25 protein-coding genes are annotated in these 22,447 nt (G+C 71.5%); 7 read left to right on the plus strand and 18 right to left on the minus strand.

Annotated elements, in window-relative coordinates; all coding sequences use genetic code 11:
* Positions 1–57: 57 nt before the first annotated feature.
* Positions 58–420 (plus strand): hypothetical protein, encoded by a 363-nt coding sequence (locus tag EDD27_RS14735; protein ID WP_127932941.1) that lies wholly within the window; start codon positions 58–60, stop codon positions 418–420.
* A gap of 79 nt (positions 421–499) precedes the next feature.
* On the opposite strand, the gene EDD27_RS14740 is transcribed toward EDD27_RS14735, so the two are convergent.
* The gene (locus tag EDD27_RS14740; RefSeq protein WP_127932942.1) at positions 500–931 is read right to left on the minus strand and encodes an ATP-binding protein; all 432 of its coding nucleotides are present in this window, start codon (positions 929–931) and stop codon (positions 500–502) included.
* A 183-nt stretch (positions 932–1,114) separates the two neighbouring features.
* The gene (locus tag EDD27_RS14745) at positions 1,115–1,654 is read right to left on the minus strand and encodes a TetR/AcrR family transcriptional regulator (RefSeq protein WP_127932943.1); all 540 of its coding nucleotides are present in this window, start codon (positions 1,652–1,654) and stop codon (positions 1,115–1,117) included.
* A 97-nt stretch (positions 1,655–1,751) separates the two neighbouring features.
* Between EDD27_RS14745 and EDD27_RS14750 the strand changes: the two genes are divergently transcribed.
* Positions 1,752–3,326 (plus strand): MDR family MFS transporter, encoded by a 1,575-nt coding sequence (locus EDD27_RS14750; protein WP_241564047.1) that lies wholly within the window; start codon positions 1,752–1,754, stop codon positions 3,324–3,326.
* Here EDD27_RS14750 and EDD27_RS14755 read toward each other — a convergent pair.
* Positions 3,307–3,627, minus strand: coding sequence for an STAS domain-containing protein (locus EDD27_RS14755; protein ID WP_164903615.1), 321 nt, complete (start codon positions 3,625–3,627; stop codon positions 3,307–3,309). The two genes, EDD27_RS14750 and EDD27_RS14755, sit on opposite strands and share 20 nt — an antisense overlap.
* Before the next feature lie 65 nt (positions 3,628–3,692).
* On the opposite strand from EDD27_RS14755, the gene EDD27_RS14760 reads away from it, so the two are divergent.
* Positions 3,693–4,622, plus strand: coding sequence for a GNAT family N-acetyltransferase (locus EDD27_RS14760; protein ID WP_127932945.1), 930 nt, complete (start codon positions 3,693–3,695; stop codon positions 4,620–4,622).
* 209 nt (positions 4,623–4,831) lie between these two features.
* Here the strand turns inward: EDD27_RS14760 and EDD27_RS14765 are convergent, their stop codons facing one another.
* The 6 genes from EDD27_RS14765 to EDD27_RS56480 all read right to left on the minus strand — a co-directional run bounded on the left by EDD27_RS14765 (position 4,832) and on the right by EDD27_RS56480 (position 10,467).
* Entirely contained in the window at positions 4,832–6,109 is a 1,278-nt protein-coding gene (locus EDD27_RS14765; RefSeq protein ID WP_127932946.1) for an AAA family ATPase, read from the minus strand.
* On the minus strand, positions 6,106–7,545 hold the full coding sequence (locus tag EDD27_RS14770; protein WP_127932947.1) for a hypothetical protein: 1,440 nt from the start codon (positions 7,543–7,545) through the stop codon (positions 6,106–6,108). Before EDD27_RS14770 ends, EDD27_RS14765 begins: the two co-directional genes overlap by 4 nt.
* Positions 7,542–8,672: a hypothetical protein gene (locus tag EDD27_RS14775; RefSeq protein WP_127932948.1), complete on the minus strand. Its 1,131-nt coding sequence runs from the start codon at positions 8,670–8,672 to the stop codon at positions 7,542–7,544. The genes EDD27_RS14770 and EDD27_RS14775 overlap by 4 nt, the downstream gene beginning before the upstream one ends.
* Positions 8,669–9,439, minus strand: a complete 771-nt coding sequence (locus EDD27_RS14780) for a hypothetical protein (RefSeq protein ID WP_127932949.1) — start codon at positions 9,437–9,439, stop codon at positions 8,669–8,671. Before EDD27_RS14780 ends, EDD27_RS14775 begins: the two co-directional genes overlap by 4 nt.
* Positions 9,440–9,507: 68 nt before the next feature.
* Entirely contained in the window at positions 9,508–10,209 is a 702-nt protein-coding gene (locus EDD27_RS14785; RefSeq protein ID WP_127932950.1) for a class I SAM-dependent methyltransferase, read from the minus strand.
* 30 nt (positions 10,210–10,239) lie between these two features.
* Entirely contained in the window at positions 10,240–10,467 is a 228-nt protein-coding gene (locus tag EDD27_RS56480; protein WP_338324751.1) for an amidohydrolase family protein, read from the minus strand.
* 384 nt (positions 10,468–10,851) lie between these two features.
* Between EDD27_RS56480 and EDD27_RS14795 the strand changes: the two genes are divergently transcribed.
* Together EDD27_RS14795 and EDD27_RS14800 are read left to right on the plus strand one after the other, a co-directional pair.
* The gene (locus EDD27_RS14795; protein WP_127932951.1) at positions 10,852–11,292 is read left to right on the plus strand and encodes a hypothetical protein; all 441 of its coding nucleotides are present in this window, start codon (positions 10,852–10,854) and stop codon (positions 11,290–11,292) included.
* Positions 11,289–11,945 (plus strand): TetR/AcrR family transcriptional regulator, encoded by a 657-nt coding sequence (locus EDD27_RS14800; RefSeq protein ID WP_127932952.1) that lies wholly within the window; start codon positions 11,289–11,291, stop codon positions 11,943–11,945. Before EDD27_RS14795 ends, EDD27_RS14800 begins: the two co-directional genes overlap by 4 nt.
* On the opposite strand, the gene EDD27_RS14805 is transcribed toward EDD27_RS14800, so the two are convergent.
* The 5 genes from EDD27_RS14805 to EDD27_RS14825 are packed head-to-tail and all read right to left on the minus strand — an operon-like array spanning position 11,851 to position 16,391.
* Positions 11,851–12,672 (minus strand): ABC transporter permease, encoded by an 822-nt coding sequence (locus EDD27_RS14805; RefSeq protein ID WP_127932953.1) that lies wholly within the window; start codon positions 12,670–12,672, stop codon positions 11,851–11,853. The two genes, EDD27_RS14800 and EDD27_RS14805, sit on opposite strands and share 95 nt — an antisense overlap.
* Positions 12,669–13,388, minus strand: a complete 720-nt coding sequence (locus tag EDD27_RS14810; protein WP_127932954.1) for an ABC transporter ATP-binding protein — start codon at positions 13,386–13,388, stop codon at positions 12,669–12,671. The genes EDD27_RS14805 and EDD27_RS14810 overlap by 4 nt, the downstream gene beginning before the upstream one ends.
* A gap of 27 nt (positions 13,389–13,415) precedes the next feature.
* The gene (locus EDD27_RS14815) at positions 13,416–14,381 is read right to left on the minus strand and encodes a phosphotransferase family protein (protein ID WP_127932955.1); all 966 of its coding nucleotides are present in this window, start codon (positions 14,379–14,381) and stop codon (positions 13,416–13,418) included.
* Positions 14,378–15,568 carry an acyl-CoA dehydrogenase family protein gene (locus EDD27_RS14820; RefSeq protein WP_127932956.1) on the minus strand — a complete coding sequence of 397 codons (1,191 nt, stop codon included), beginning with the start codon at positions 15,566–15,568 and terminating at the stop codon, positions 14,378–14,380. The genes EDD27_RS14815 and EDD27_RS14820 overlap by 4 nt, the downstream gene beginning before the upstream one ends.
* Before the next feature lie 40 nt (positions 15,569–15,608).
* On the minus strand, positions 15,609–16,391 hold the full coding sequence (locus EDD27_RS14825) for a CPBP family intramembrane glutamic endopeptidase (protein WP_127932957.1): 783 nt from the start codon (positions 16,389–16,391) through the stop codon (positions 15,609–15,611).
* Between the two features lie 49 nt (positions 16,392–16,440).
* Here EDD27_RS14825 and EDD27_RS14830 point away from each other — a divergent pair, with 49 nt between their 5' ends.
* Positions 16,441–16,788: a DUF6285 domain-containing protein gene (locus EDD27_RS14830; protein ID WP_127932958.1), complete on the plus strand. Its 348-nt coding sequence runs from the start codon at positions 16,441–16,443 to the stop codon at positions 16,786–16,788.
* Positions 16,789–16,829: 41 nt separating this feature from the next.
* Here the strand turns inward: EDD27_RS14830 and mctP are convergent, their stop codons facing one another.
* Both mctP and EDD27_RS14840 read right to left on the minus strand, forming a co-directional pair.
* Entirely contained in the window at positions 16,830–18,440 is a 1,611-nt protein-coding gene (gene mctP / locus EDD27_RS14835) for a monocarboxylate uptake permease MctP (protein ID WP_127932959.1), read from the minus strand.
* On the minus strand, positions 18,437–18,646 hold the full coding sequence (locus EDD27_RS14840) for a DUF3311 domain-containing protein (protein ID WP_127932960.1): 210 nt from the start codon (positions 18,644–18,646) through the stop codon (positions 18,437–18,439). The genes mctP and EDD27_RS14840 overlap by 4 nt, the downstream gene beginning before the upstream one ends.
* Before the next feature lie 299 nt (positions 18,647–18,945).
* Here EDD27_RS14840 and EDD27_RS14845 point away from each other — a divergent pair, with 299 nt between their 5' ends.
* Positions 18,946–19,839, plus strand: coding sequence for an SDR family oxidoreductase (locus tag EDD27_RS14845; RefSeq protein ID WP_127932961.1), 894 nt, complete (start codon positions 18,946–18,948; stop codon positions 19,837–19,839).
* 2 nt (positions 19,840–19,841) lie between these two features.
* On the opposite strand, the gene EDD27_RS14850 is transcribed toward EDD27_RS14845, so the two are convergent.
* Together EDD27_RS14850 and EDD27_RS14855 are read right to left on the minus strand one after the other, a co-directional pair.
* Positions 19,842–20,810 (minus strand): helix-turn-helix transcriptional regulator, encoded by a 969-nt coding sequence (locus EDD27_RS14850; protein ID WP_127932962.1) that lies wholly within the window; start codon positions 20,808–20,810, stop codon positions 19,842–19,844.
* On the minus strand, positions 20,792–22,390 hold the full coding sequence (locus EDD27_RS14855) for a CocE/NonD family hydrolase (RefSeq protein ID WP_206641414.1): 1,599 nt from the start codon (positions 22,388–22,390) through the stop codon (positions 20,792–20,794). The genes EDD27_RS14850 and EDD27_RS14855 overlap by 19 nt, the downstream gene beginning before the upstream one ends.
* Positions 22,391–22,447 lie beyond the last annotated feature (57 nt).

Consider the following 22,447-nt stretch of genomic DNA (forward strand, 5'->3'; position numbering starts at 1 on the left):
CCTGATATATCCCCAAAAATCTGCATAAGCCGCGGGCGACCGGGCACCTTCCGGCGAATGTTGGACGTGTTCGGCGCCATCGGGTCCCTGGTGGTCGTCCTGTTGCTGATCGTCCTGGCCACCCTCGTCATCTCGGCCGTCGTCCTGGTCACGCTCGCCGCCCTGGTCGGGTCGATGACCGACTGGCGCAGGCTGTGGCGGCGGCTGACCCGCAGACAGGCCCGGCTGACGCTGAAGCTCAGCGGGAGCGCGGTGCCTGAGCGGCGGCGGGCGGAACTGAGCGGCGGCACGCCCCGGCTCCGGCGGCGCTTCCAGCTCGGCGGCGCCGCGCCCAGGACAGGCCGCGGTCTCGGAGGCGGCCCGCACCGGTCCGCGCCCCGCGAGCACCGGCCGGCAGAGCGGCACTCCAGACTCTCGTAGCGGGCGGTCCCCGAGGGATCGCAGGGGGCGGGGGTCGCCGTAGGGGGTGTGCGTAGCGGCAGGGGTATTCAGGGCCGGGTCACGACGCCATGAGGGGTGGGCCGGCCGCTCCCGGTGCGTATCGCAGCCTCTTCTCCAGGCACACGACCGCCCCGTTCTCGCGTTTGTTCGTGAAACGGATGTCGTCGGCGAGCGCCCGCATGATCTGCAGTCCTCGTCCGTGCTCGGATCCCGGCTCGGGATCGAGCACCGCGCGCGGGTCGAAGCCGTCGCCCGCGTCGACGACCCTGATGACGCACAGGTCATCGTGGACGCTGGCGCTGACCGTGTAGTTGTCGCTCGGCCCCGCATGTTTGATCACGTTGGAGCACGCCTCGGTCAGCATGAGCTCGATGTCCTCGCGAACCTGCTGCTCGACGCCGAGCGAGCGAAGTGTGCCGTCCAGCATCTGCCTGGTCAGCGGGACGCTCGCCGCATCTCTGGGCAGTCGGAGCGCGATTGTGGCCTCCACTGCGCCTCCTCCCGTCTGGATGCGTGCCTCGCCCTCCTGCCCCCGATCCTCCGCCCCAATCGTCCCTTTAGCCGCTAAAAGTCCGGAAAGGCTACGATGGTCCGCGTCCAGCGGACCACCGTAGTAGCGATTTGTGCACCTGCGGGTGGTTCCCGACCAGCGGATAGGTAGCGATGTGTGCACCTATGGTTCGAGCAGCCGCAGGGCCACCTCCATGGACGCCTTGTCGACCTCGTCCTCGGTCAGATCGCCCGGCATCCACTTGCCCGCGTGCAACGCGAACAACGCCAGCGAGCGGCTGATCCGCTCCACCGGCGTGGCCTCGGGACCGCTCAGCTGGTTCGCCAGCTCCAGCATCAGGTCGCGCATCCTGCTGAGCTTCGGATGGTCGCGCAGCGCCGTCTGGTTGCGCTCCAGGAACCTCGCCATCTGGATGTGCTGGGGTCGCTTGAGTTTCGCGGCGTAGCGCTCCAGCACCTCACGCCGCGTCTCCGGCGTCCTCGGCTGAGATTTCACCCACTCGAGCAGCTCCTCCACGTCGGCGATGCGGAGATCGACCAGGCTCGTGACGATGTCGTCCTTCGTCTTGAAGTGGTAGTAGAGGGCGGCCTTCGTCACGCCGAGCTCCTCGGCGATCTCCCGCAGCGAGGTCGCCTCGTACCCCTGCTCGGTGAAGAGTCTCAGCGCGATCTCCTGGATCCGCGTTCGCGTGTCTTCCCGCACTGTGCACCTCTTCCAACTTGACGGCCGACAAGTAAGTATTTAGCTTAGTCTATGCTTGCCGGTCGGCAAGTAAGCATGCGGGGAAAATGGGGGCTGCGTGGTGGCGGAGGCAGTCGGGCGGCGTCGCGAGGTCGTGGTGGTCCTGCCAGGGCTGATGCTGGCGATGGTGCTGGCCATGCTGGACAACATGATCGTGAGCACGGCCCTGCCGCGCATCGTGGGGGAGCTCGGGGGCCTGTCGCACCTGTCCTGGGTCGTGACGGCGTACGTGCTGGGCACCACCGTCTCGACGCCCATCTGGGGCAAGATCGGGGACCTGTACGGACGCAAGATCATCTTCCTGGTCTCGATCGTCATCTTCATGATCGGATCCGCGCTCTGCGGCATGGCCGGGTCGTCGTTGTTCGGCGGGGTGGACGGCGGCATGGCGGAGCTGATCGCGTTCCGGGCCGTGCAGGGCCTCGGCGCGGGCGGCCTGATGGTGAACGTCATGGCGATCATCGGCGACCTGGTGCCGCCCCGCGAGCGCGGCCAGTACCAGGGCATCATGGCCGGCATCATGTCGCTGGCGATGATCGCCGGCCCGCTGGTCGGCGGGTTCATCACCGACCACCTCGACTGGCGCTGGGCCTTCTACGTGAACCTGCCGGTCGGCGCGGTCGCGCTGGTCCTCATCGTGGCGAAACTGCACCTCCCCAAGCTGCACAACAAGGTGCGCATCGACTGGGCGGGCGCGGTCCTGCTGTCGATCAGCATCACGGCGATGGTGCTCATCACGACCTGGGGCGGCAACGAATACGCGTGGGGCTCCTGGCAGATCCTCGGCCTGGCCGCGACCGCCGTGCTCACGCTGGTGGCGTTCGTGCTGGTCGAGCGGAAGGCCGACGAGCCGATCATGCCGCTGCAGCTGTTCAGGATCCGCAACTTCACGCTGATCTCGGCCATCGGCTTCCTGCTCGGCTTCGCCATGTTCGGCGCGATCAACTTCCTGCCGCTGTTCCAGCAGACCGTGCAGGGCGCCAGCGCCACCAACTCCGGCCTGCTGCTCCTGCCGATGATGGGCGCGGCCATGGTCGTGTCGCTGGTCGTGGGCAAGGCCATCACCAGCACGGGCAAGTACAAGATCTATCCGGTGCTCGGCGGCGTCGGCATGGCGGCCGGCATGTGGCTGCTGTCCACGATGGACGTCGGCACGCCCACCTGGCTGACCGGCGTCTACATCGCGGTGCTCGGGCTCGGCATGGGCTTCCTCATGCAGACCACGCTGCTGATCGCGCAGAACAGCGTCGGGCAGCGCGACCTCGGCGTCTCCAGCAGCGCCACCACGTTCTTCCGGTCGATCGGCGGCTCGTTCGGCGTCTCGTTGTTCGGCGCGGTCTTCAACAGCACCTTCCAGTCCGAGCTGACCGCCAGGTTCGGGGCACGCGCGGCGGAGGGGATCGCCGCGGGCGGCGGCAGGATGGACCCGGCGTCCCTCGCCCAGCTGTCGAGCGCGCAGCGGACGGGGATCCTGGAGTCGCTGGCGACGTCGATCTCCGGCGTCTTCTGGTGGGCCATCGCCTTCGCCGTGGTGGTGCCGGTGCTGGCGGCGTTCATCAAGGAGATCCCGCTGCGCGGCGGCGAGCCCGTGGCCGCCCCGCCGAAGGAGCCCGTCACTCCGGCGGCAGGCTGAACAGCGGATCGAGCGCGGTCATCGTGAGCAGCTTGCGCAGATAGGGCGTCAGCGCCACCACATGCACCACCGCGCGGGCCTCCTCGGCCCGCTGCTGGAGGCGTACGAGTGCGGCCAGGCCGGAGGAGTCGATGAAGGTCAGCTCCGACAGGTCCACGTCGATCCTGCGGTAGCCGTCCGCGAAGGTCAGAGCTGCGAGCTGGGACGCCGAGCCGTGGTCCAGGGCGCCGCCGAGTGCGAGCGCGACGGTCGTCGCGTCCGGAGCGGCGACCTCGATGCGCAAGGGCATCCTCTCGAGCACCCCCATAGCTTAACCGGGAGAAAATGGGAGGCGCCGGGCAGGCCGGCCGGTGCACAATCCAGCCCATGCATACTCTCCGCCGGCCCCGCGTGGACGACGCCGCCGCCATGTACGAGCTCATCGCGGCCTATGAGACCGCGGTCCTCGGGGCGCCGGACATGACGCTCCAAGACGTCCAGGACGAGCTGGTGGAGCCCGACTTCGACCGCGACAAGGACGGCTGGCTGGCACAGGACGCCGACGGCAGGCTCCTCGCGTCGGCCTGGGCGTGCAGCGACGGCGACAGCGATCTGGTGCACGTCGACGTGATCGTCCGGCCCGGGGTCGAAGGGCTCGCGGACGAGCTGTGGCCGCTGGTCATCGGGCGCGCCCGCGAGCTGGCCGCCGAGCGCGGGCACGACGGTCTCACCCTGCACATCGGGATCTACCGCGCCGACCATGTCAAGCAGGGCATGGCGAAGGAGCAGGGCTTCGAGCCCGGCACGAGCTTCCATCGCATGCGTATCGACCACGAGGGCCCCGTCGAGGCGCCGGTCCCGCCGGCCGGGCTCACGCTGCACTCAGGCGAGAGCGAGGACGTGCGGCGGGAGGCGCACCGGGTGCAGCAGGAGTCCTTCGCCGAGCACTTCGGGTTCGTGAAGCTCGACTACGACCTGTGGTACGAGCGCAGGCAGGCGCAGAGCGTCAACGACTGGAGCCAGCTCGCGCTCGCCAGGATCGACGGGCGCGCGGCGGCGGTGCTGATCGGCAACAACCAGTTCCTGCCGGACCAGGACTGCGGATACGTGGCCACGCTGGGCGTGCTGCCCGAGTTCCGTGGGCGGGGACTGGGGCGGTTCCTGCTGGGGCACGCCTTCGCCGCCGACGCGGCCCGCGGGCGCAAGGGCACCATCCTTCACGTGGACTCCAACAACACCACGCCGGCGCTGGGGTTGTACGAGTCGGCGGGGATGCGGCCGGTCATGGTCATCGACGTCTGGCGCCGCCGCCTCTGACCCGCGCTGCCTCTGGCCGGCGTCGCCCCTGGCGCGCTCACACCAGCCCGCCTGCGCCGCGGTCGGTGTCCGCAGACATGCGACGGTCCGTCCCGCGCCGCTCGGTACAGCCGAATCCAGCGGTGCGGCGAGGTGGGGCGGCCTGGTGGGCGCCGAAGCGGTGCTGCGGGATGGTGTGGTGGGGTGGTGCGGGCGGGATCGGTGGAGGGCTAGACGCGGTGCCGGGACAGGTGTTCCAGCACCGACTGGTTGGCCTCCCACCCGTCCGGGAACTTCACCGGCACCCCCAGCTGCACCGGCTCCGCCGACGGATGGGCGTCCAGCAGTTCGGCGATGCCCGCCCTGGCCACCACCACGCACGCGTGCCGGTGCCGTGAGGCCAGCACGCACAACCGCCCCGACTCCAGGTGGAACGCCGTCGCGTCGCGGCGGCCGGACAGCGGGTGCAGCACGATCGTCACGTCGTACTCCCGCCCCTGCAGCCGGTTCGCGGTGTCCACGGTGATCTCCGGCGGCAGACCCGCCGCGCGGATGGCCGCGACCTGGTCCCGGTGGGCGGCCCCGACCGCGATCCGGTCCGCCGTCACCGGCCGCTCGCCCTGCTCCGAGCTCGCCACCGCGCCCCGCTGCAGCAGCCGCTCGGCCAGCAGCGCCACCGCCTGCACGGCCTCCCCGTCGGTACGCACCGTGTGCCGGTTCGGCAGCTCCAGCAGCGCCCACCCGGACCGGGCGGCCTCCTCCAGCGCCCGGTCGTGCACGGTCCCCATGCCGCCCGTCACCAGCTCCAGCCGCCGATCCCCAGGCCCCGTTCCCGACCTGAACCCGGTGAACGGGTAGAACGCCCGCGACACCACCGGCGCCGCCGACGCCGGCAGCCGCCACGACACCGGCAGCCGGTGCACCGGCAGATCCGGATTGTGCCGCAGCAGCACCGACACCGCGCTCTGCAGCGGGTCCCACGACAACCCCGACCAGCGGTCCCCGTCCACGATCGAGAACGGGTCCAGCTGCCCCGGATCTCCCACGAACAGCGCCCGCTCGAACAGCCCCGCGATCCGCAGCAGCTTGTCCGAGCGCATCTGGTACGCCTCGTCCACGATCGCCCACGGCCACACCCGGTCGCCGATCCACGCCCACTTGTCGGCCGTGGCGATGACGATGTCCGGATCGCCCAAATCCTGGATCCTGGTGCCGAACCGCACACCGGGCAGCTCCAGCAGGCGCAGCGGCGGCACGTACCCGCTCGCCGACAGCCGCCCCACCGTCAGGCGCGGATGCTTGTCCGAGATCCGGGACACCAGGTCGTCGACCTGCTCGTTGGTCTGGGCGACGATCATCAGCGGCTCGCCGGTGGCCGCGATGTGCGCCGCCGCCCGCACGACGAGGGTGGACTTGCCCGCACCCGGCGGCGAGTCGACGACCACGCCCCGATGCCGCGGCAGGTCGGCCAGCACGTCCGCGATGACCTGCTCCGGGCTGCCGGTCACGACCACTCCTCCTGGGCGTCCTCGTCGTCGGGCGTGTACTCCGCAGCGTTGTCTTGTGGGGGGCCGCCGTGCGTCCACGGCGTGGCCTCGGCGTCAGGCAGGGTCGGCGAGCCCTGGAAGTCGTCGGTGAGCGAGGTGTAGCAGACGCGCTCGCCGATCTCGGGCACGGCCCCCGGCGTGGGCGTCTTGCCCCGGCCCATTCCCTTGGTGATCTTCACGGTGATCAGGCCCTCGTCCGCGGAGACCAGCTCGGCGCCCTGGGCGCGGCGTTGCGGGGTGCCGAGGGACGCGCCGGGCGGCAGCCGTACCGGATCGTCGGTTTTGATCACCACGAGGGGGCGGAGCTTGCGTGAGCGGCCCTCGCCCTCGATGTTGTCCGGGACGGTTTCGATCACCTCGCCCGCGAACGCCTCCCCGGTGAGCCGGTACTCCGCCATGATCAGCGGGTCGTCGTAGGCGCGCTGCACGTCGTAGGCGGCCTGGGCGCGTTCCATGCGGGCCAGCTTGGCGGCGGCCGCGACCGCGCCGTCCCTGCGGGCCTGCGGCGGCCCGCCTTCGGCGATGCTCTGCGCCATGCCGCTGAAGGAGCCGCGGTCCTGCTCCCACCGCTGGGCCACGCTCGCGCCCGGCTCCAGGCCGTTCAGCAGGTCGATCGCCTGCCACATGAGCCGCCAGGTGGGCTCCAGCTGGCTGCGCAGCGCCTCGGTGATGCGCTCGGCCGACCCGCTGTCGATGGCGGGCGCGAGCACCTCCGCGTCGAACCCGGGGTCGGTCGCGGGCCCGGCGGGCGGCCAGATCAGCGGGTCCTCGGCGGCGTCGCTCGGCCCTTCGGTGATCCAGCCGAGCAGCGCGGCGAGGTTGGCGTCCTCCAGCGAGCTCTGCCCGCTCGCCCAGTGCCGGCCCAGCTCCTCGGTGGCGGCCGGCATGAGCGACGAGCCCGGGTAGGCGGCCCGCTCCCCGAAATAGGTCAGCCACCGGCCCAGCAGCGGCACCACGTCCGGCACCGGGTAGGGTCCGTCGGCGCGGCGGAAACGGGTGGAGCGCCCGAGGAGCCGGGTGAAGGCCACGCCGGCCGGGTTCGGCACGACGAGCTGCGGCGCGTCCAGCGCCCGCTCGTAGGGATCGGCGCCGCGCCGCTCCACCGTCTCGGTGTCGGCGAGGAAACTCTCGATGTACGGCAGCAGCACCCCGGCCAGCTCGGCCGCCCAGGCGAAACGCAGGTCACGGTTGCGCGGCTGGGTCACCACGAGCAGGCGCGGCCGGTCGCGTTCGGTGCCCAGCATGGCCGCCAGCGGCGCGGCGGCCTCGCCGGACAACTTCAGCGGGATGAACACCATCGGCCGGTCCGACAGATGGCAGTGGCGGACGGTCGCGATGGGCTGCGCGATGCCCTCGTCCAGGGCGCGCAACCGGGCGAGCGAGGTCAGCAGGCTCACGTCAGGCACTCTCTGCGGAGGCGTTCGGCGTTGCGGAGCAGCCGGGCGATCTCCTCCTGCCCCTCGGCCGGGTCGCGGACCCCGTCGGCCAGGCCCAGCGCCTCCGCCACCGACGCGACCCCGCCCAGCTCGTCGCGCACCTGGCGGCCGAGCAGGTCCGACGCGCCCTCCTGCCGGGCCTCGTCGCGGCAGAAGAAGCACAGGTCGCAGGTGGACAGACAGTCGGGCGCGTACCGTGCCGTCGTCCTGTGCAGGGCGTCGGCCAGCTCGGCGACCGGCCTGGTGGGCCGGCCGTCCTCGCCGGGCCGCAGGTCGAAGGTGAGATCGTCGGGCAGGTCCGCCAGCAGCCGGTCGAGGGTGGTCATCCTGGTGAGCTGGCGCCTCAGCACGGCCAGCTGCCTGCGTACGTCGACGAGCGTCGCGACCGGGCGGTTGGCGAAGTTCTCCGGGCAGACCAGCACCACCTCGTGGGAGACCTTCAGCGGGTCGTGGCCCAGGTCCTCCAGCAGGGTGCGCAGCGCCAGCACGTACACGGCCGCCTGACGGGCCGCCGCCGCGACCGCCGCCGGGTCGGCCTGCCCGTCGATCACCGCGAACGACTTGATCTCCACGATGTGGAAGCGGCCGCCCAACTGGAAAGCCACCACGTCGGGCTCCAGGTAGGCGGTGTGACCGGCGATCTGGAGGGTGAGCAGCGGGTGGTCGTACAGCGTCCCCGCGTCCTGGGCGTCGCGGGCCGCCCGGTCGATCAGCGCGCGGGTATGGGCGTGGCGCAGGTGGGCGCCGACGTTCTCCACGTCGTGGTAGGCCACCTCGGCGATCGGCAGACCGAGCAGCTCGCGCAACATGCGCAGCAGCTCCGCGCACCCGTCGGCCTTGACCAGCGACTCGAACACGTTGCCGCGCGTGATCGCGAACGGCGACTGCCCGAACGGCGCGGGGAACCCCAGGTGCCGGGCCGCGGCGTCCTTGTCGACGCCGGCCCCGTCCATGAGCGCCCGGCGGGTGCAGCCGGGGTTGGCGGCCAGCGCCGCGATGGCGCGGGCGTCGTGCGGCCGCGGCGGCGTGGTGCCGCGCAGCGCGTCGAGCCGTTGGACGGTGTCGCCTTCGCGCTTCAAGCCGCTCACGTGACGTACTCCTTCTTGATCGTGCTCAGCGTAGCGGCGCCGAACAGCCGGGCGGCGTCATCCAGCTGCGCTGCGGCGCGTCGGGCCAGCTCGGCGCGGTCGCGCGTGTCGCGCTCGGCGTGCACGGCCAGCTCGGCGCGGGCCGCCTCGATCACCCGCTCCGGGTGCGGCGGGCCCAGCGCGCCGGAGCTCGCGCCGGGGATGTTCCTGGCCATCCGCCCCAATAATCTGGCCGCCCGCTCGTCCTCGGACTTTTGTGACGCCACCGCGATGGCGCAGGTCAGGAAGTCGACGCGGGGACTGAGGGGCCCGACCACGCGCCGCTCCAGCGGCCAGCTGCTGAGCGCGAGGAGGCCGCGGCCGGGGGAGAGGCGGTCCGTCAGCGCCGCGCACAGGTAGTACGGCCGCCCGTACGGGGAGGACCGGAACGAACGCTCCTCGTCCCTGCGCAGGCTGGTGAGCTGGGCGCTGCGGATCGTGCCGCCGAGGAACGCCTCGCTGACGGCCACGATCAGCCTCGGCTGGGCCGTCGCCCCGAGCAACCGCAGCCCCTGGTGCACCTGCTCGCGCACGGTGACCAGCGGGGGCGGCTCGGGCGCGGCCTTCGGCTGCTCGCCGCTGACCAGCGCGTCCCAGTCCCGCTCGGCGCTGCGCAGCTCGGCACGCAGCACGCGGGCCGCCGCGCCGTCCCTGTCCCGCATGGCCTTGCGCACCCCGGCCCGCAACGCGTCGATCCGCCGCTCGAGATCGTCCAGCCGGTCACTCATGGCGGCGAGCGTATCAACTGTCCCAGTATTTTCCAGTAATTAGACGACGATCGACGCCATTGTGTGATCTACGATGTAAAGGGGACGGCCTCCTCGCCGGTCGTTGCGAGGACCCACGTCCGGTCCTCGGTCAGGAACCGATCGAGCCGCAGCCGGACGGCGGCGAGGTCGGCCGCCAGGTCGTCGTCGGTGAGCCGTCTGGAGGAGAACGACTGGGTCCAGAGCTTGTCGTCGCCGTACGTGTAGCGCATGGTCGCGTGGAAGATCCCGGGGGAGACCTCCTCGACGGCGCCCATCGTGATCGTGACGTCCCCGTCGACCCGCCCCATGCCGACGTGCCACCGATCGTGGGCTTCGGCGGGCATCCACTGGAGCAGCACTGCCCCGCCCGGCTTGACATGCCGGGCGCAGGTGGCCAGCAGCGCGTGCCTGACGGCGTCGTCCACGGTGTTGACCAGCTGGGAGGCCATCATCACGGTGTCGAAGCGCCGGTCGAGCCGCAGCTCCTCGACCCGCGCCAGCACGGTCTCGGCGCCCCGCACCCGGGCCAGCATCTCCGGCGACTCGTCCACGGCGACCACCTGGAAGCCGCGTTCGACGAGCGGATGCGTCACCCGGCCCACGCCGCAGCCGAGCTCCAGCACGGAGCCGCCGGGCGGGGTGACCTGGGCGACGATCCCGGGCTCGTCGCCCGCCTTGAGCACGCTGTAGAAGTCGACCGGGGATCCGTCGGGGGTGATGGGCCCGGGGCCCGATCCGGTGTTCGCCATGATCCGACGCTAACCCGCGCACCGGCCGGTTCAGGAGGTGCGGTAGGCGATCCGCCCGTTCAGCATGGTCAGCCACGCGTCCACGCCGGAGAGCGCGTCGGGGGCGAGGCTGTGCACGTCGGCGTCCAGCACCACCACGTCGGCCGGCTTGCCGGGCGCGAGGGAGCCGATGCGGTCCTCCATGCGCACGGCGTGCGCGGCGTCGATGGTGTGCGCCCGCAGCGCCTCCTCCAGTGTGACCGCCTGCTCGGCGCCGATCGGCCCGCCTTCCGGGTACGGCGGCGCACCGCGTTGGCGATGGTCTCCATGGGCCGCAGCGAGGAGACGAACGAGTCGCTGGACAGCACCGGCCGCAGCCCCGCGTCGATTTCCTCACGCATCGGCTGCAGCCGGTGCGCCCGCCGGTCGCCGAGAGTGGATGCCGACCTGCCAGCCCGCCTGCGCGGCCCGCCGCACCAGCGCTCGCGGCGGGAGACCTGCGGGTCGCACACCGTCGTCACCCCGGCCCGCAGCGTTTCCCGTCTGCGGCCCTGCCGCCGCGGGTGTGATCGGGGTGCTTGCCCGCAGGCCAGGCGGGTGGTGGGAGCCCCTGCCGTGCCCACCCCGTGCGTAACCGGTGCGGGAGGAGGGGACGATGCCGGTGTGACCCGTGAGAGTCGTCATGTGATGGGAGCCGCCGCCGGCCTGGCCGCCCTCGTCCCCGTCTACTACCTGACCGAGGCCGGCGCCAAGGCCCTGCGGATGGGCACGGCCGCGGCCGGTCCCGCACCGGCCGGCCTCGCCTGCCTGGCGGCGGTGGCGGTGCTCGTCGCCGTCCTGACGGTGTGGCCCGCGGCGGCGCTGACCTGCGGCGTTCCGCTGATCTCCGCCGGCGCCTTGTTCGCCCTGGACACCGAGGCCGCTCTGGGGATGGCGGCCACCCTCCCCTGGTCAGGGGTGCTGTGGCACGGGCTGCCGGCGGCGGAGCTCGCCGAGCCGCCCGGCACGCTGGCCGGCCTCACGGGCCTCTACACGCTCATCGGCGCCCTGCTGGTGCTCTCGGCGCTGCTGCCCCGCCGTTTGCGATCTATCCTGAGTGGATGAGCGGACGCGATCCGGATCGGCGCAGGGCGCTGCTCGACGCCGCGGACCGGGTCATCTCCAGCGAGGGCCCGGAGGTGTCGATGGCGGCCATCGCGGCCGCGGCCGGCGTCACCAAGCCCATCCTCTACCGCCACTTCGGCGACAAGAGCGGCCTGTACGAGGCGCTCGCCGACCGGCACGTCCGGAGAGTGATCGCCCAGCTGCGGCCGCGGTTCGACGAGCCGGGGACGGATGTGCGCGGCCGGGCCAGGGCGACGATCGGCGCCTACCTGGACCTGATCGCGGCCAACCTCAACCTCTACCGGTTCCTGTTCCAGCGGGCCAGCGCGGAGGACAGCAGGATCCGCTCCCACATGACCTCGCTGGTCCGCGGCCTGGGGGAGGAGCTGGGCGGGGTGCTGGCCGCCGAGCGGGCAGGGCTCGATCCGGTGCGGGCGCAGGTGCTCGGTCATGCGTTCGTCGGCATGGTGCAGACGACCGGCGACTGGTGGCTGGAGCATCCCGAGGTGGACCGGGACCAGGTCGTGGAGGGCCTGGTGGACGTGATCGCCGCGGCGCTCAGTCCCCGAAGCGGGAGAGCTTCCCGTGCCGCCGGGCGTACCTCAGCGCCCACGCGAACAACCCCAGCGTCGCTGCCAGGTATGCCACGTTGAGCCCGGCCGCCCAGGCCAGCCGGTCCCATGGCAGCGCGCCGCCCGCCATGACCGCGCGCATGCCCTCGAACACGTGGGAGGCGGGCAGGAACCACGACACGGCCTGCAGCGGCGCGGGCAGCACGGACACCGGGTAGAAGATCCCGGCCAGCGGCTGCACCACGAACACCAGCGACCAGGCGATGACCTGCGCGTTCTCGCCGAAACGCAGCACCGCCGCGATGCCGACGAGGCCGAGCGACCAGCCGAGCGCGAGCAGCACGCCCATGAACGGCACCAGCCCCACCCCGATGCTCGTCACCCCGAACCCGTAGAGCCCGAGGGCGAGCCCGGCCATCACGGTGACGGCGAAGGCCACCTTGCCGAGCGAGAACAGCACGAGCCCGGTCAGGTATTCGGCGCTGGACAGCGGGCTGACCTGCACGTTGAGCAGGTTGCGTGACCAGATGTCCTCGAGGAAGGCGATCGAGATCTCGTTGCTGGCCTTCTGCAGCACCTGCCACAGCAACACCGCGCCCAGCAGGAACGACACCACGAACGGCACCTTCTGGGCCTGCAGGAACAACGTGACGAAGCCCCACAACACCAGCTCGACGGTCGGCCAGAACAGGATCTCGAACATGCGGATCGGGCTGCGCCGCAGCGCCGCGAAGTCGCGCCGCACCACGCCCAGCACCCGCATGCGCCGGGCGGCGAAACCGAGGGGAGGCAGGGTCAGGGTCGTCATCCGCGGGCCACCTTCAGGAACACCTCTTCCAGGTCTTCGGCCCCGTAGTGGCCGGCCAGCTCGGCCGCGCTGCCGGCGGCCACGACGAGGCCGTCCGACATGAAGTGGATGCGGTCGCACATGCGCTCCACCTCCCGCATGTTGTGCGAGGTGATCAGCATGGCGCTGCCGTTGTCCCTGGCCAGGCGGGACAGCAGGCCGCGGATGCGATCGCCGGCGTCGGGGTCGAGGTTGGCCGTGGGCTCGTCGAGCACCAGCAGCCGGGGCGCGTTGAGCAGTGCCTTGGCCAGCTGCACGCGGGTGCGCTGCCCGGACGAGAGCGCCATCATCTGCCGCTTGGCGAGCGGGCCCAGCTCGAACAGCTCGATCACCTCCTCGACGCGCCGGCGCGGGTGGCGTACGGCGTAGAGGCGGGCGAACGCGTCGAGCACCTCCCGCACTCTTAACACACCGGGCAGGTCGACGTAGCTGGCGGCGAAGTTGACCTGGCTGAGCGTCTCGGTCCGGTGCTGGGCCAGCTCCATGCCGAACAGCTTGATGCTGCCGGCGTCCGGGATGATGAGGCCGAGCAGCATGTGGAGGGTGGTCGACTTGCCGGCGCCGTTGGGGCCGAGCAGCCCCACGACCTCGCCTTCGCCGACGGTGAGGCTCAGGTCGCGGACGGCCGTGACCGATCCGAACCGTTTGAGCAGATGGGATGCCTGCAGGATGGCCACCGGTCAAGCCTGCGTTCCCGGGCCGGGTCAAGGCAACGGGTTTTCCGCCCGCCGGCGCAACATCCTGAGCAGGTCCCATTCGTTCTCGCAGACACGGCGGCCGATCGCGGCCAGTTCGACGGAACGGGCGCCGCCGCGAAGGTGCCGCATGGTCTGCATGACGCAGATGACGCCCCACTTGAGCACGCCGAAGGTCTCCCACCAGCGCAGCGCGTCCCGGTCCACCGGGTCGCCGCCGGCGCGTTCGTAGGCGTGGATGAGGTCGTCGTAGTCGCCGAACCCGCCGACCGGCAGCGGCGAGCCGAACCGCCACGCCTTCACGCACAACCACCCGAGGTCCTCCAGCGGGTCGCCGGCGTGGGCCAGCTCCCAGTCCAGGACCGCCCTGATGCCCTCGGGGCCGATGATCAGGTTGCCGTTGCGGAAGTCGCCGTGCACCACGCTGCGCCGGCCGGGCCGTGGCCGGGTCGCGGCCAGCCGGCGCAGCGCCAGCTCGAACACCGGGTGCGGCTGGCCCAGCCGGTCGAGCACGTCCTGCCAGCGGCGCAGCGGATCGGTCTCGGGCTCCGCCTCCGCGTGCAGGCACGACAGCGGCATGCGGTGGATGGCGGCCAGCGCCTGCCCGCACTGGGCGGCGAGCCGGGGCCGGGCCGCGGCGTAGGCGTCGTCGCGCAGGATCTTGCGCGGGATCGTCTCGCCGGGCACCCGCGTCATGAGGATGTGCGACGCGCCGCTGGAGATGATCCGCGGCACCGGCACCCCGGCCTGGAACGCGGTCCGCATCAGCACGGCCTCCTCCGCCAGCGTGGCGCCGGCCTCCAGTGCGGCGCCAGGGGAGTCGAGCCGCAGGACCAGCTCGTGCCGGGTGCCGTCGGCGGCGGCGACGTCGAGCGCCCACGTCTCGCGGGAGGCCCCGCCGGGCAGCCGGACGCGGTGCGGGATCACCGACCCGGCCCCGAACACCGTGCGGACGATCTCCTCGACCCGGCTCATCGCAGGCCGAACTCCCAGTTGCCGCCCGCCGCGTAGACGCCCAGGATCCGCCGTCCCACCGAGTCGATGTGCACTTCGTCGGGCCCGTCATAGATCCGCCCGGCGCGCGCGTGCCGATACATCCGCTCGAGTGGCGTGTCCGGTGTCAGGCCCGCGGCCCCGTAGACCTGGATGGCGCGGTCGATCACGTTGTGCAGCATACGCGCTCCGACGACCTTGATCGCGCCGATCTCCACCCGCGCGTCGGAGCCGGCGTCGATGGCCTCGGCGGCCTGCAGCGTGAGCAGCCTGGCCGCCTGGATCTCGGTGAAGGAGTCGAACACGTGCCGGCGCATGAGCTGCTTGTCCGCCAGCGGCCCGCCGAACGCGCTGCGCTCGTGCAGCCTGCGGCACATCAGGTCGAAGGCACGCTGTGCCTGGCCGAGCCAGCGCATGCAGTGGAAGATCCGGCCGGGCCCCAGGCGTTGCTGCGCGATGGCGAACCCGTGGCCGCGCCGGCCGAGCAGGTTGGCGGCGGGCACGCGGACGTCCTCGTAGCGCACCTCGCAGTGCGCCCCGTCCAGTCCCAGCACCGGCGTCTCGCGCACGATCGTGTAGCCGGGCGTGTCGGTCGGCACCAGGATCATGGAGAACGCCAGATGTGGCGGCGCGTCCGGCTCGGTGCGGCACATCACGGTCGTGTACGCCGCCCGCGACGCCCCGGTCGTGAACCACTTGTGCCCGTTGATCACCCATTCGTCGCCGTCGAGCACGGCGGCCGTGCGGATCTGGGTGGGGTCGGAGCTGGACACCGACGGCTCGGTCATGGCGAAGCTGGGCCAGATGTCGCCGCGCACCAGCGGCTCCAGGTAGCGTGCGCGCTGCTCGGGCGAGGCGTGCTCGTGCAGCATGAGCGAGTCCTGCAAGGTGAACGTGCCCAGCGCGAGCTGCCCGTACTCGCTGCGTCCCTGCACCTCGTTGACGTAGACGTAGTCGAGGAACGGCAGACCGCCGCCGCCCAGCTCGCGCGGGTGGCCGAGCGCCCACAGGCCTTCCTTCTTCGCCTCGTCCCGCAGCTCGTCCAGTGCGGCCGCGGCGGCCGGACCGCCCCCGTGCAGCACCGGCTCGGCGGGCTCGACCCGCTCGGTCATGAACGCGTGGACGGCATCGCGGATCGGCCGGACGCCGGCGGGCACGGCGAAACTCATGAAATGATCTCAGCCGACAATCGTTGCCGAGTCAACGGTCTCAGGGCAGCCAGCTGACCCGGCCGCGCAGGAACGCGTACCCGACGAAGGCGACGGCGTCGATGAGCGTGTGCGCCACCACGAGCGGCATCGCGCGCCCCCACCGCTGGTACAGCCGCCCGAACACCACGCCCATCACCACGTTCCCGACGAACCCGCCGAACCCCTGATACAGGTGGTACGACCCTCGCAGCAACGACGAGACCGCGATCGCCTTCCACGGACCCCACCCGGCCTGCCCGAGCCGGTGCAGCAGATACCCGGCGACCAGCACCTCCTCCAGCACGCCGTTCTGCGCTGCCGCGAGCAGCAGCACCGGCACCTGCCACCACACCTCGGGCAGCGCCCCGGGAACGACCGTCAGGTTCACCCCGCTCGCCCACACCGCCAGGTAGAACGCCAGCCCGCTGCCGCCGATCGCGGCCGCGAGCAACGCCCCGCGCAGCGCGTCGCGCCCCGGCTCGCGCAGGTCCGCGCCGATGGTGCGCATGGACTCCCCGGAGCGCACCAGCAAGTACGCCACCAGCCCGACCGGCGCCACCGAGATCGCGATCTGCACGAGCTGCAACGTCAGATCCAGCCAGGGCCGCCCCGGCGCCATCGAGCCGACGAGCACCGCCTGCTGGCTCTTCAGCTCCTTGGGCGCGGTGAGCGCCCCGACCAGCCGCACGAACGCGACCAGGGCGCTCGCGCCGAGCGAGACCGACAACACGACGAAGATCTCGGCCCGGATGAGCTTGGGCCCGAGCACGGGGGAGAGTGCGGTGGGAGACTCTGTGCGCATGGCCGCAGGTTAGCGGCTGGCCGCTCGAATCTGGATAAAGGGAGATCGGATGACGAAGGGGCCGCACGACGTGCCCACGGCGGCGGAGCTCGTGGCCGCCGTGCGTGATTTCCTCGAGAGCGACGTGCTGCCGGCCGTCGAGGGACGGGTGCGGTTCCACACCCGGGTCGCGATCAACGTGCTGGGCATGGTCGAGCGGGAGATCGAGCTGGGCCCGGCGCAGGCGCAGGAGCACGCCGCGCGGCTGGCCGCGCTGGGCGTGGCCAGTGACGCCGAGCTGGCCGCCGCCCTCCGCGGCGGCCGGATCGCCGACGACCACGACCTCATCGTGGCCCTGGAGGAGACCGTCCGGGCCAAGCTGGAGGTCGCCAACCCCGGCTACCTCGTGGAGGAGTGACCGGAGGCCCGCCCCCGGGGGAAGGGGCGGGCCTGCGGGGGTCAGTGCGAGCCCGTCAGGTCCAGGTCCTTGACCTTGGGGTCGCCCTCGTCGGCGAAGTAGTCGTCACGCGAGGTCGCGTCCGGCCCGTCGGCCACCTTGAGCGCCCGGAACAGCAGCGTGCCCAGCGCCGCCACCACCAGGTTGACGATCACCGCCACGAACCCGACGTAGATCGTCATCTTGGTGTCGAAACCGAAGTTGGCCAGCGGGAACGCCGAGCCGCCGAAGTGCGCCTTGCCGGTGGCCGGGTTCGGGATGAGGTAGAGCATCCACATGCCCGCCGCCAGGCCGGCCGCCCAGCCCGCCATCAGGCCGCCCTTGTGGAACCAGCGCGTGTAGAGGCCGAGCGCCACCGACGGCAGCGTCTGCAGGATGATCACGCCGCCGATGAGCTGCAGGTCGATGGAGAACTGCGGGTCCAGCACCAGGATGCACAGCACCGCGCCGACCTTGACCAGGAGCGAGGTCACCTTGGACACCTTGGCCTCCTGGGCGTCGGTGGCCTGCTTGTTGATGTACTCGCGGTAGATGTTGCGGGTGAACAGGTTGGCCGCCGCGATCGACATGATCGCCGCGGGGACCAGCGCGCCGATGCCGATGGCGGCGTAGGCGACGCCGGTGAACCAGTCGGGGAACATGTCATTGAACAGCTGCGGCACGATCGTGTTGGCGTCCGGCTTGCCGTTCGCGTTCATGACCGGCTTGGTGCCCGCCGCGATCGCCATGTAGCCGAGCAGCGCGATCAGGCCGAGCAGGAGGCTGTAGGCGGGCAGCGCGGACATGTTGCGCTTGATCACGTTGCGGTTCTTGGAGGCCAGCACGCCGGTGAGGCTGTGCGGGTAGAGGAACAGCGCCAGCGCCGAGCCGAAGGCCAGGGTGATGTACTGCAGCTGGTTGGCGGCGTTGAGGGTGATGCCGTCGCCGGGTGCGGGCGAGGCGTCGAACTTGGCCTTGGCCGCGTCGAAGATCGACCCCCAGCCGCCCAGCTTGGCCGGGATGTAGATGACCGCCGCCAGGATCACGATGTAGATCAGCGTGTCCTTGACGAAGGCGATCAGCGCGGGGGCGCGCAGGCCCGACTGGTAGGTGTAGGCCGCCAGGATCGCGAACGCGATGATGATCGGCAGGTGCCCGGTGATGCCCATCGCCTTCAGCACGGCCTCGATGCCGACCAGCTGCAGCGCGATGTACGGCATGGTCGCCACCAGGCCGGTGATCGCCACCAGCAGCGCCAGCGTCGGCGACCCGAAGCGGGCCCGGACGAAGTCGGCCGGCGTCACGAACCCGTGCACGTGCGACACCGACCACATCCTGATCAGGACCAGGAACACCAGCGGATAGATGATCACGGTGTACGGCACGGCGAAGAAGCCCATGGCTCCCGCGCCGAACACCAGCGCGGGCACCGCCACGAACGTGTACGCGGTGTACAGGTCACCGCCCACCAGGAACCAGGTGATCCAGGACCCGAAGTTCCGGCCGCCCAGGCCCCACTCGTTCAGGCTCTCGATGGTCTCGGGCCGCCGCCAGCGGGCCGCCACGAACCCCATGGCGCTGACGACCAGGAACAACACGACGAAGACGACCAGCTCGGTCGTGTGCTGGCTCATTTCGTCATCCTGTACACGATCGTGGTCGACACGACGCCGACCCCGATGAAGGCCAGCTGCAGCCAGTAGAACAGCGGGAAGCCCAGCAGGCGGGGCTCGTCACTGTTGAACAGGAACGTCATCAGCGGCAGCACGATCGGCACGATCAGCAGCCAGTTCCAGGGGCTGCGATCGGTGCGCGGCTGCCCGGGTTCCCCGGTAGTCATCGACCCTCCGATGCATGGATCAGCGGCCGGCGGTGACCGGCTGCTGACAGGTAGTCAATGGAGGGAGAGTAGCTTTACGGTGGTATTAAACCCAATGTCCCTGATGTTACGGTTTGGCCTAAATGTCGGAACGCCGTCTCGACATATGAGACCCATAAGGGTGGCACCGTTCTGGGAGCTTAATTACCGGGACGCCGCCTGCAGATCAACGATCGGCGAATGGTCGGTTGCGCGCGCTGAACGGCAGCCCGCGGAAAACATGACATGAGATGTCCTCTTTCCCGGGAACGCTCGGCCGCATGATTGCTTTGGTGGCGGGGTCGACCCGCGGCACGGGACGAGGAATAGCGGTGGCGCTGGGCGCGGCCGGCGCGACGGTCTACTGCACCGGCAGGAGCACGCGCGAGCGCCGCTCGGAGATGAACAGGCCGGAGACCATCGAGGAGACGGCGGAGCTGGTCACGGCGGCCGGCGGCACCGGCATCGCCGTCCAGGTGGACCATCTGGAGCCCGCCCAGGTGGCGGCGCTGGCCGAGCGCGTGGATCGCGAGCAGGGGCGGCTCGACGTCCTGGTCAACGACGTGTGGGGCAGCGACCACCTGTGGGAGTGGGACACCCCCGTGTGGAAACACGACATGGACAAGGGTCTGCGGCTGCTCCGGCTGGCCGTCGACACCCACATCATCAGCAGCGGACATCTCCTGCCCCTGCTGATCAGGAACGAGGGCGGGCTGGTCGTGGAGGTCACCGACGGCACCTGGGCGTTCAACGAGACCCGCTACCGGCAGAACGTCTACTACGACCTGGCCAAGATGTCGGTGAACCGGCTGGCGTTCGCCTGGTCCAAGGAGCTGCACCCGTACGGCGGGACAGCGGTGGCCGTCACGCCCGGCTTCCTGCGCTCGGAGGCGATGCTCGACAACTTCGGCGTCACCGAGGACACCTGGCGCGAGGCCAAGGTGCCCCACAAGAGCTGGCTGGTCTCCGAGACCCCCGCCTACGTCGGCCGCGGCATCGCCGCGATCGCCGCCGACCCGGACAAACAACGTTGGTCGGGCAAATCCGTGGACAGCGGGCAGCTGGCCGAGGCGTACGGTCTCACCGACGTGGACGGCAGCCGCCCGCAGGTCTGGCGCTTCATCACCGAGGTCGAGGAGGCCGGCAAGGACGCCGACCCGGACGACTACCGCTGACGCTACGTGCGGCCGGCCGGCGGAGGCGGCCCACCGTAGAGAGCGGAGGTGCGGGCGGCGGCCTCGGCGACCATCGCCCGCAGCTCCGCCGGAGCCAGCACCTCCGCCTCCGGCCCGAACCGCAGCACCTGAGAGAACGCCACCTCCACCGACTCCACCGCCAAGTGCACGGTCCCGTCCGGCTGGAGCGAGCCGAGCGCGTCCGCCAGCGCGGCCGGGTCGGCGATGTGCCGCAACATGCGCCGCCCCCGCTCGCTCAGCCGCAACCTGATCACGTCCCGCAGCAGCGAGCGGGTGAACTCGGCCGACCGCTCCGCCCAGAAGGCGGCCAGATCGAAGGCGGGATCCCGGTCGAAGGTCTCGGCGAGCACGTCGATCGCCCCGAACCGGTGCACCCGGAAGACCAGGAACCGCGGCCCGAGCCGCGCCGCCAGATACCAGACGCCCGCCTTCAGCACCAGACCGTACGGCTCCAGCGTGCGCTGGTTGCCCTTGTACGCGGTCCGCACGCGGCGGTCGTTCCACACCGCCCTGGCCAGCGGCGCGAGCGCGGCCGGCGGCGGGTCGTCGCCGGCGAACCAGCCCGGCGCGTCCAGGTGGAAGCGTTGCGCCGCGGTCGACGGCGCGTCGCGCAGGGCCGGGGACAACGCGGCGGCCGCCTTCAGCCGTGCCGTCGCCGCCACGTCCTGCAGCCCCATCTCCCGCAGCGCGGCCGGCACGCCCGACAGGAACAACGCCTCCGCCTCGGCCCGGTCCAGCCCGGTCAGCCGGGTGCGGTAGCCCTCGAGCAGCCGGTAACCGCCGCCCCGGCCGCGGTCGGCGTACACCGGCACGCCGGCCTCCGACAACGCCAGCACGTCGCGGTGGACGGTGCGCTCGGAGACCTCCAGCTCCTTGGCCAGCTCGGCCGCCGTCATCCCGCCCCGGCCCTGCAGCAGCAGGACCAGGGACATCAGCCGCGAGGCGCGCACAGCGGGAACACCACGGCCGAGGGCCGGTCGGGGGAGTGGAACACCTCGACGTCGGCGGGCACCATCGGGCCGCCCGCGCCGAGCGGGTGACCGGTGCCGGGATTGCGGGCGATCGTCGGGTACGCTCCGGCGGCCACGTGCACCCGGATCCGGTGGTCCCGCCGGAACCGGTGCGCGATCGGCCACAGGTCCACCTCGACCCGCCGCACGTCATCGGCCTCGGGCGCGGGGCCGAGCCGGCGCACGCCCTCGCACACGTTGAACGAGCGCCCGTCCGGCCACACGTCGCAGACCCGCACCACCACGTCCACGTACGGGGTGCTGGAGCGCACGAACACCTCCGCGCGTACCGGGCCGATCATCTCCACGCCCGACTCCAGCGCCGGCGAGCTGTAGACGAGCACGTCGCGACGCTGCTCCAGCCGCCGCTGGTCGCGTGGCCGGGAGTCGCCGAGCAGCACCGGCCCGCCGATCACCGGCGTCGGATGGTCGGGGTGGTAACGGAAGCGGTCGGGCCCGGCCTCCCGCGCCCCGTCGGCGCCCACCCCTTCTGGGCCCAGCCCGAACCCGTGCTGCAGGTGCCAGCGCTGCTCGCGCATGCCCGGCACCGGCCAGTCCGGATAGTCGCGCCACTCCTCGGCGCCCGTGACGTAGATCCGCACGGGGTCGGGCCGCAGCCGGGACGTGTCGCCCATCAGGTGTGCCCGGAACCACGCCGACGCCTCGGCCATCGTGGGCCGGGCGTGCCGCGTGTCGATGTGGTACCAGGGCCCGATCGTCAGGTAGGGCCGCCGGCCCGCCGCCCGCAGGGTCGCATAGTCCTTCAGCTGCCACGGCAGGAACACGTCGTACCAGCCGCCCAGCATGGTGACGGCCGCGTCCACGTCGCCGACCTTCAGGGAGAAGTCCCGCTTGTCCCAGTACGGCACCGCCGGGTCCGCGTGATGCGTCACCAGGTCCTGGAAGAACGGCAGCGGCCGGCCCGCCGACACCAGGTCCAGCTCGGCCACGGGCCGGCCGGACAGCACCGCCTTGCGGGTGAGCCGGGGCGCGGTCCACAGCGCGGCGCCGCCGAAGCGGCGCGACATGGCGTCGGTGAGCGTGGTCCAGCTCAGCGCCGACTCCAGCGCGAACGCGCCGCCCACGTAGGCGGCGTCCCTGAACTGGGAGGCGGTGATCTGCACGGACATGGCCTTCAGATCCGGCCCGGCGTAGGGCGCGACCGCCCACTGCGTGTAGCCGAGGTAGGAAGGGCCGAACATCGCGAACGAGCCGCCGTACCAGGGTTGCTCGCGCAGCCAGGCCACGGTCGCCAAGCCGTCGTCGTGCTCGTCGCCGAGCGGGTCGAGCAGGCCGCCGGAGCCGAAACCGCCCCGGCAGCTCTGGATCACGACATGGAAGCCCTGCCGGGCGAAGCCGCGGCCGTAGAGCCAGGCGAACGGCCCGCGCCGGCCGTAGGGGGAGCGCATCAAGATGACGGGGGCCCGCTCGCCCGTGGCCGGAGCGTAGTGGTCGGCCAGCAGCGTCACGCCGTCGGGCATCGGCACCGGAAGATCGCGGTGGAGCCGCACGCGTCTCATGTACTAACCAGTAACAGATGCCGCCCGGGGTGCGGTAGCCCGGGGGCATCGTAGGGG

Origin of the sequence: Nonomuraea polychroma (assembly GCF_004011505.1) — a bacterium.
Taxonomy (GTDB): Bacteria; Actinomycetota; Actinomycetes; order Streptosporangiales; family Streptosporangiaceae; genus Nonomuraea; species Nonomuraea polychroma.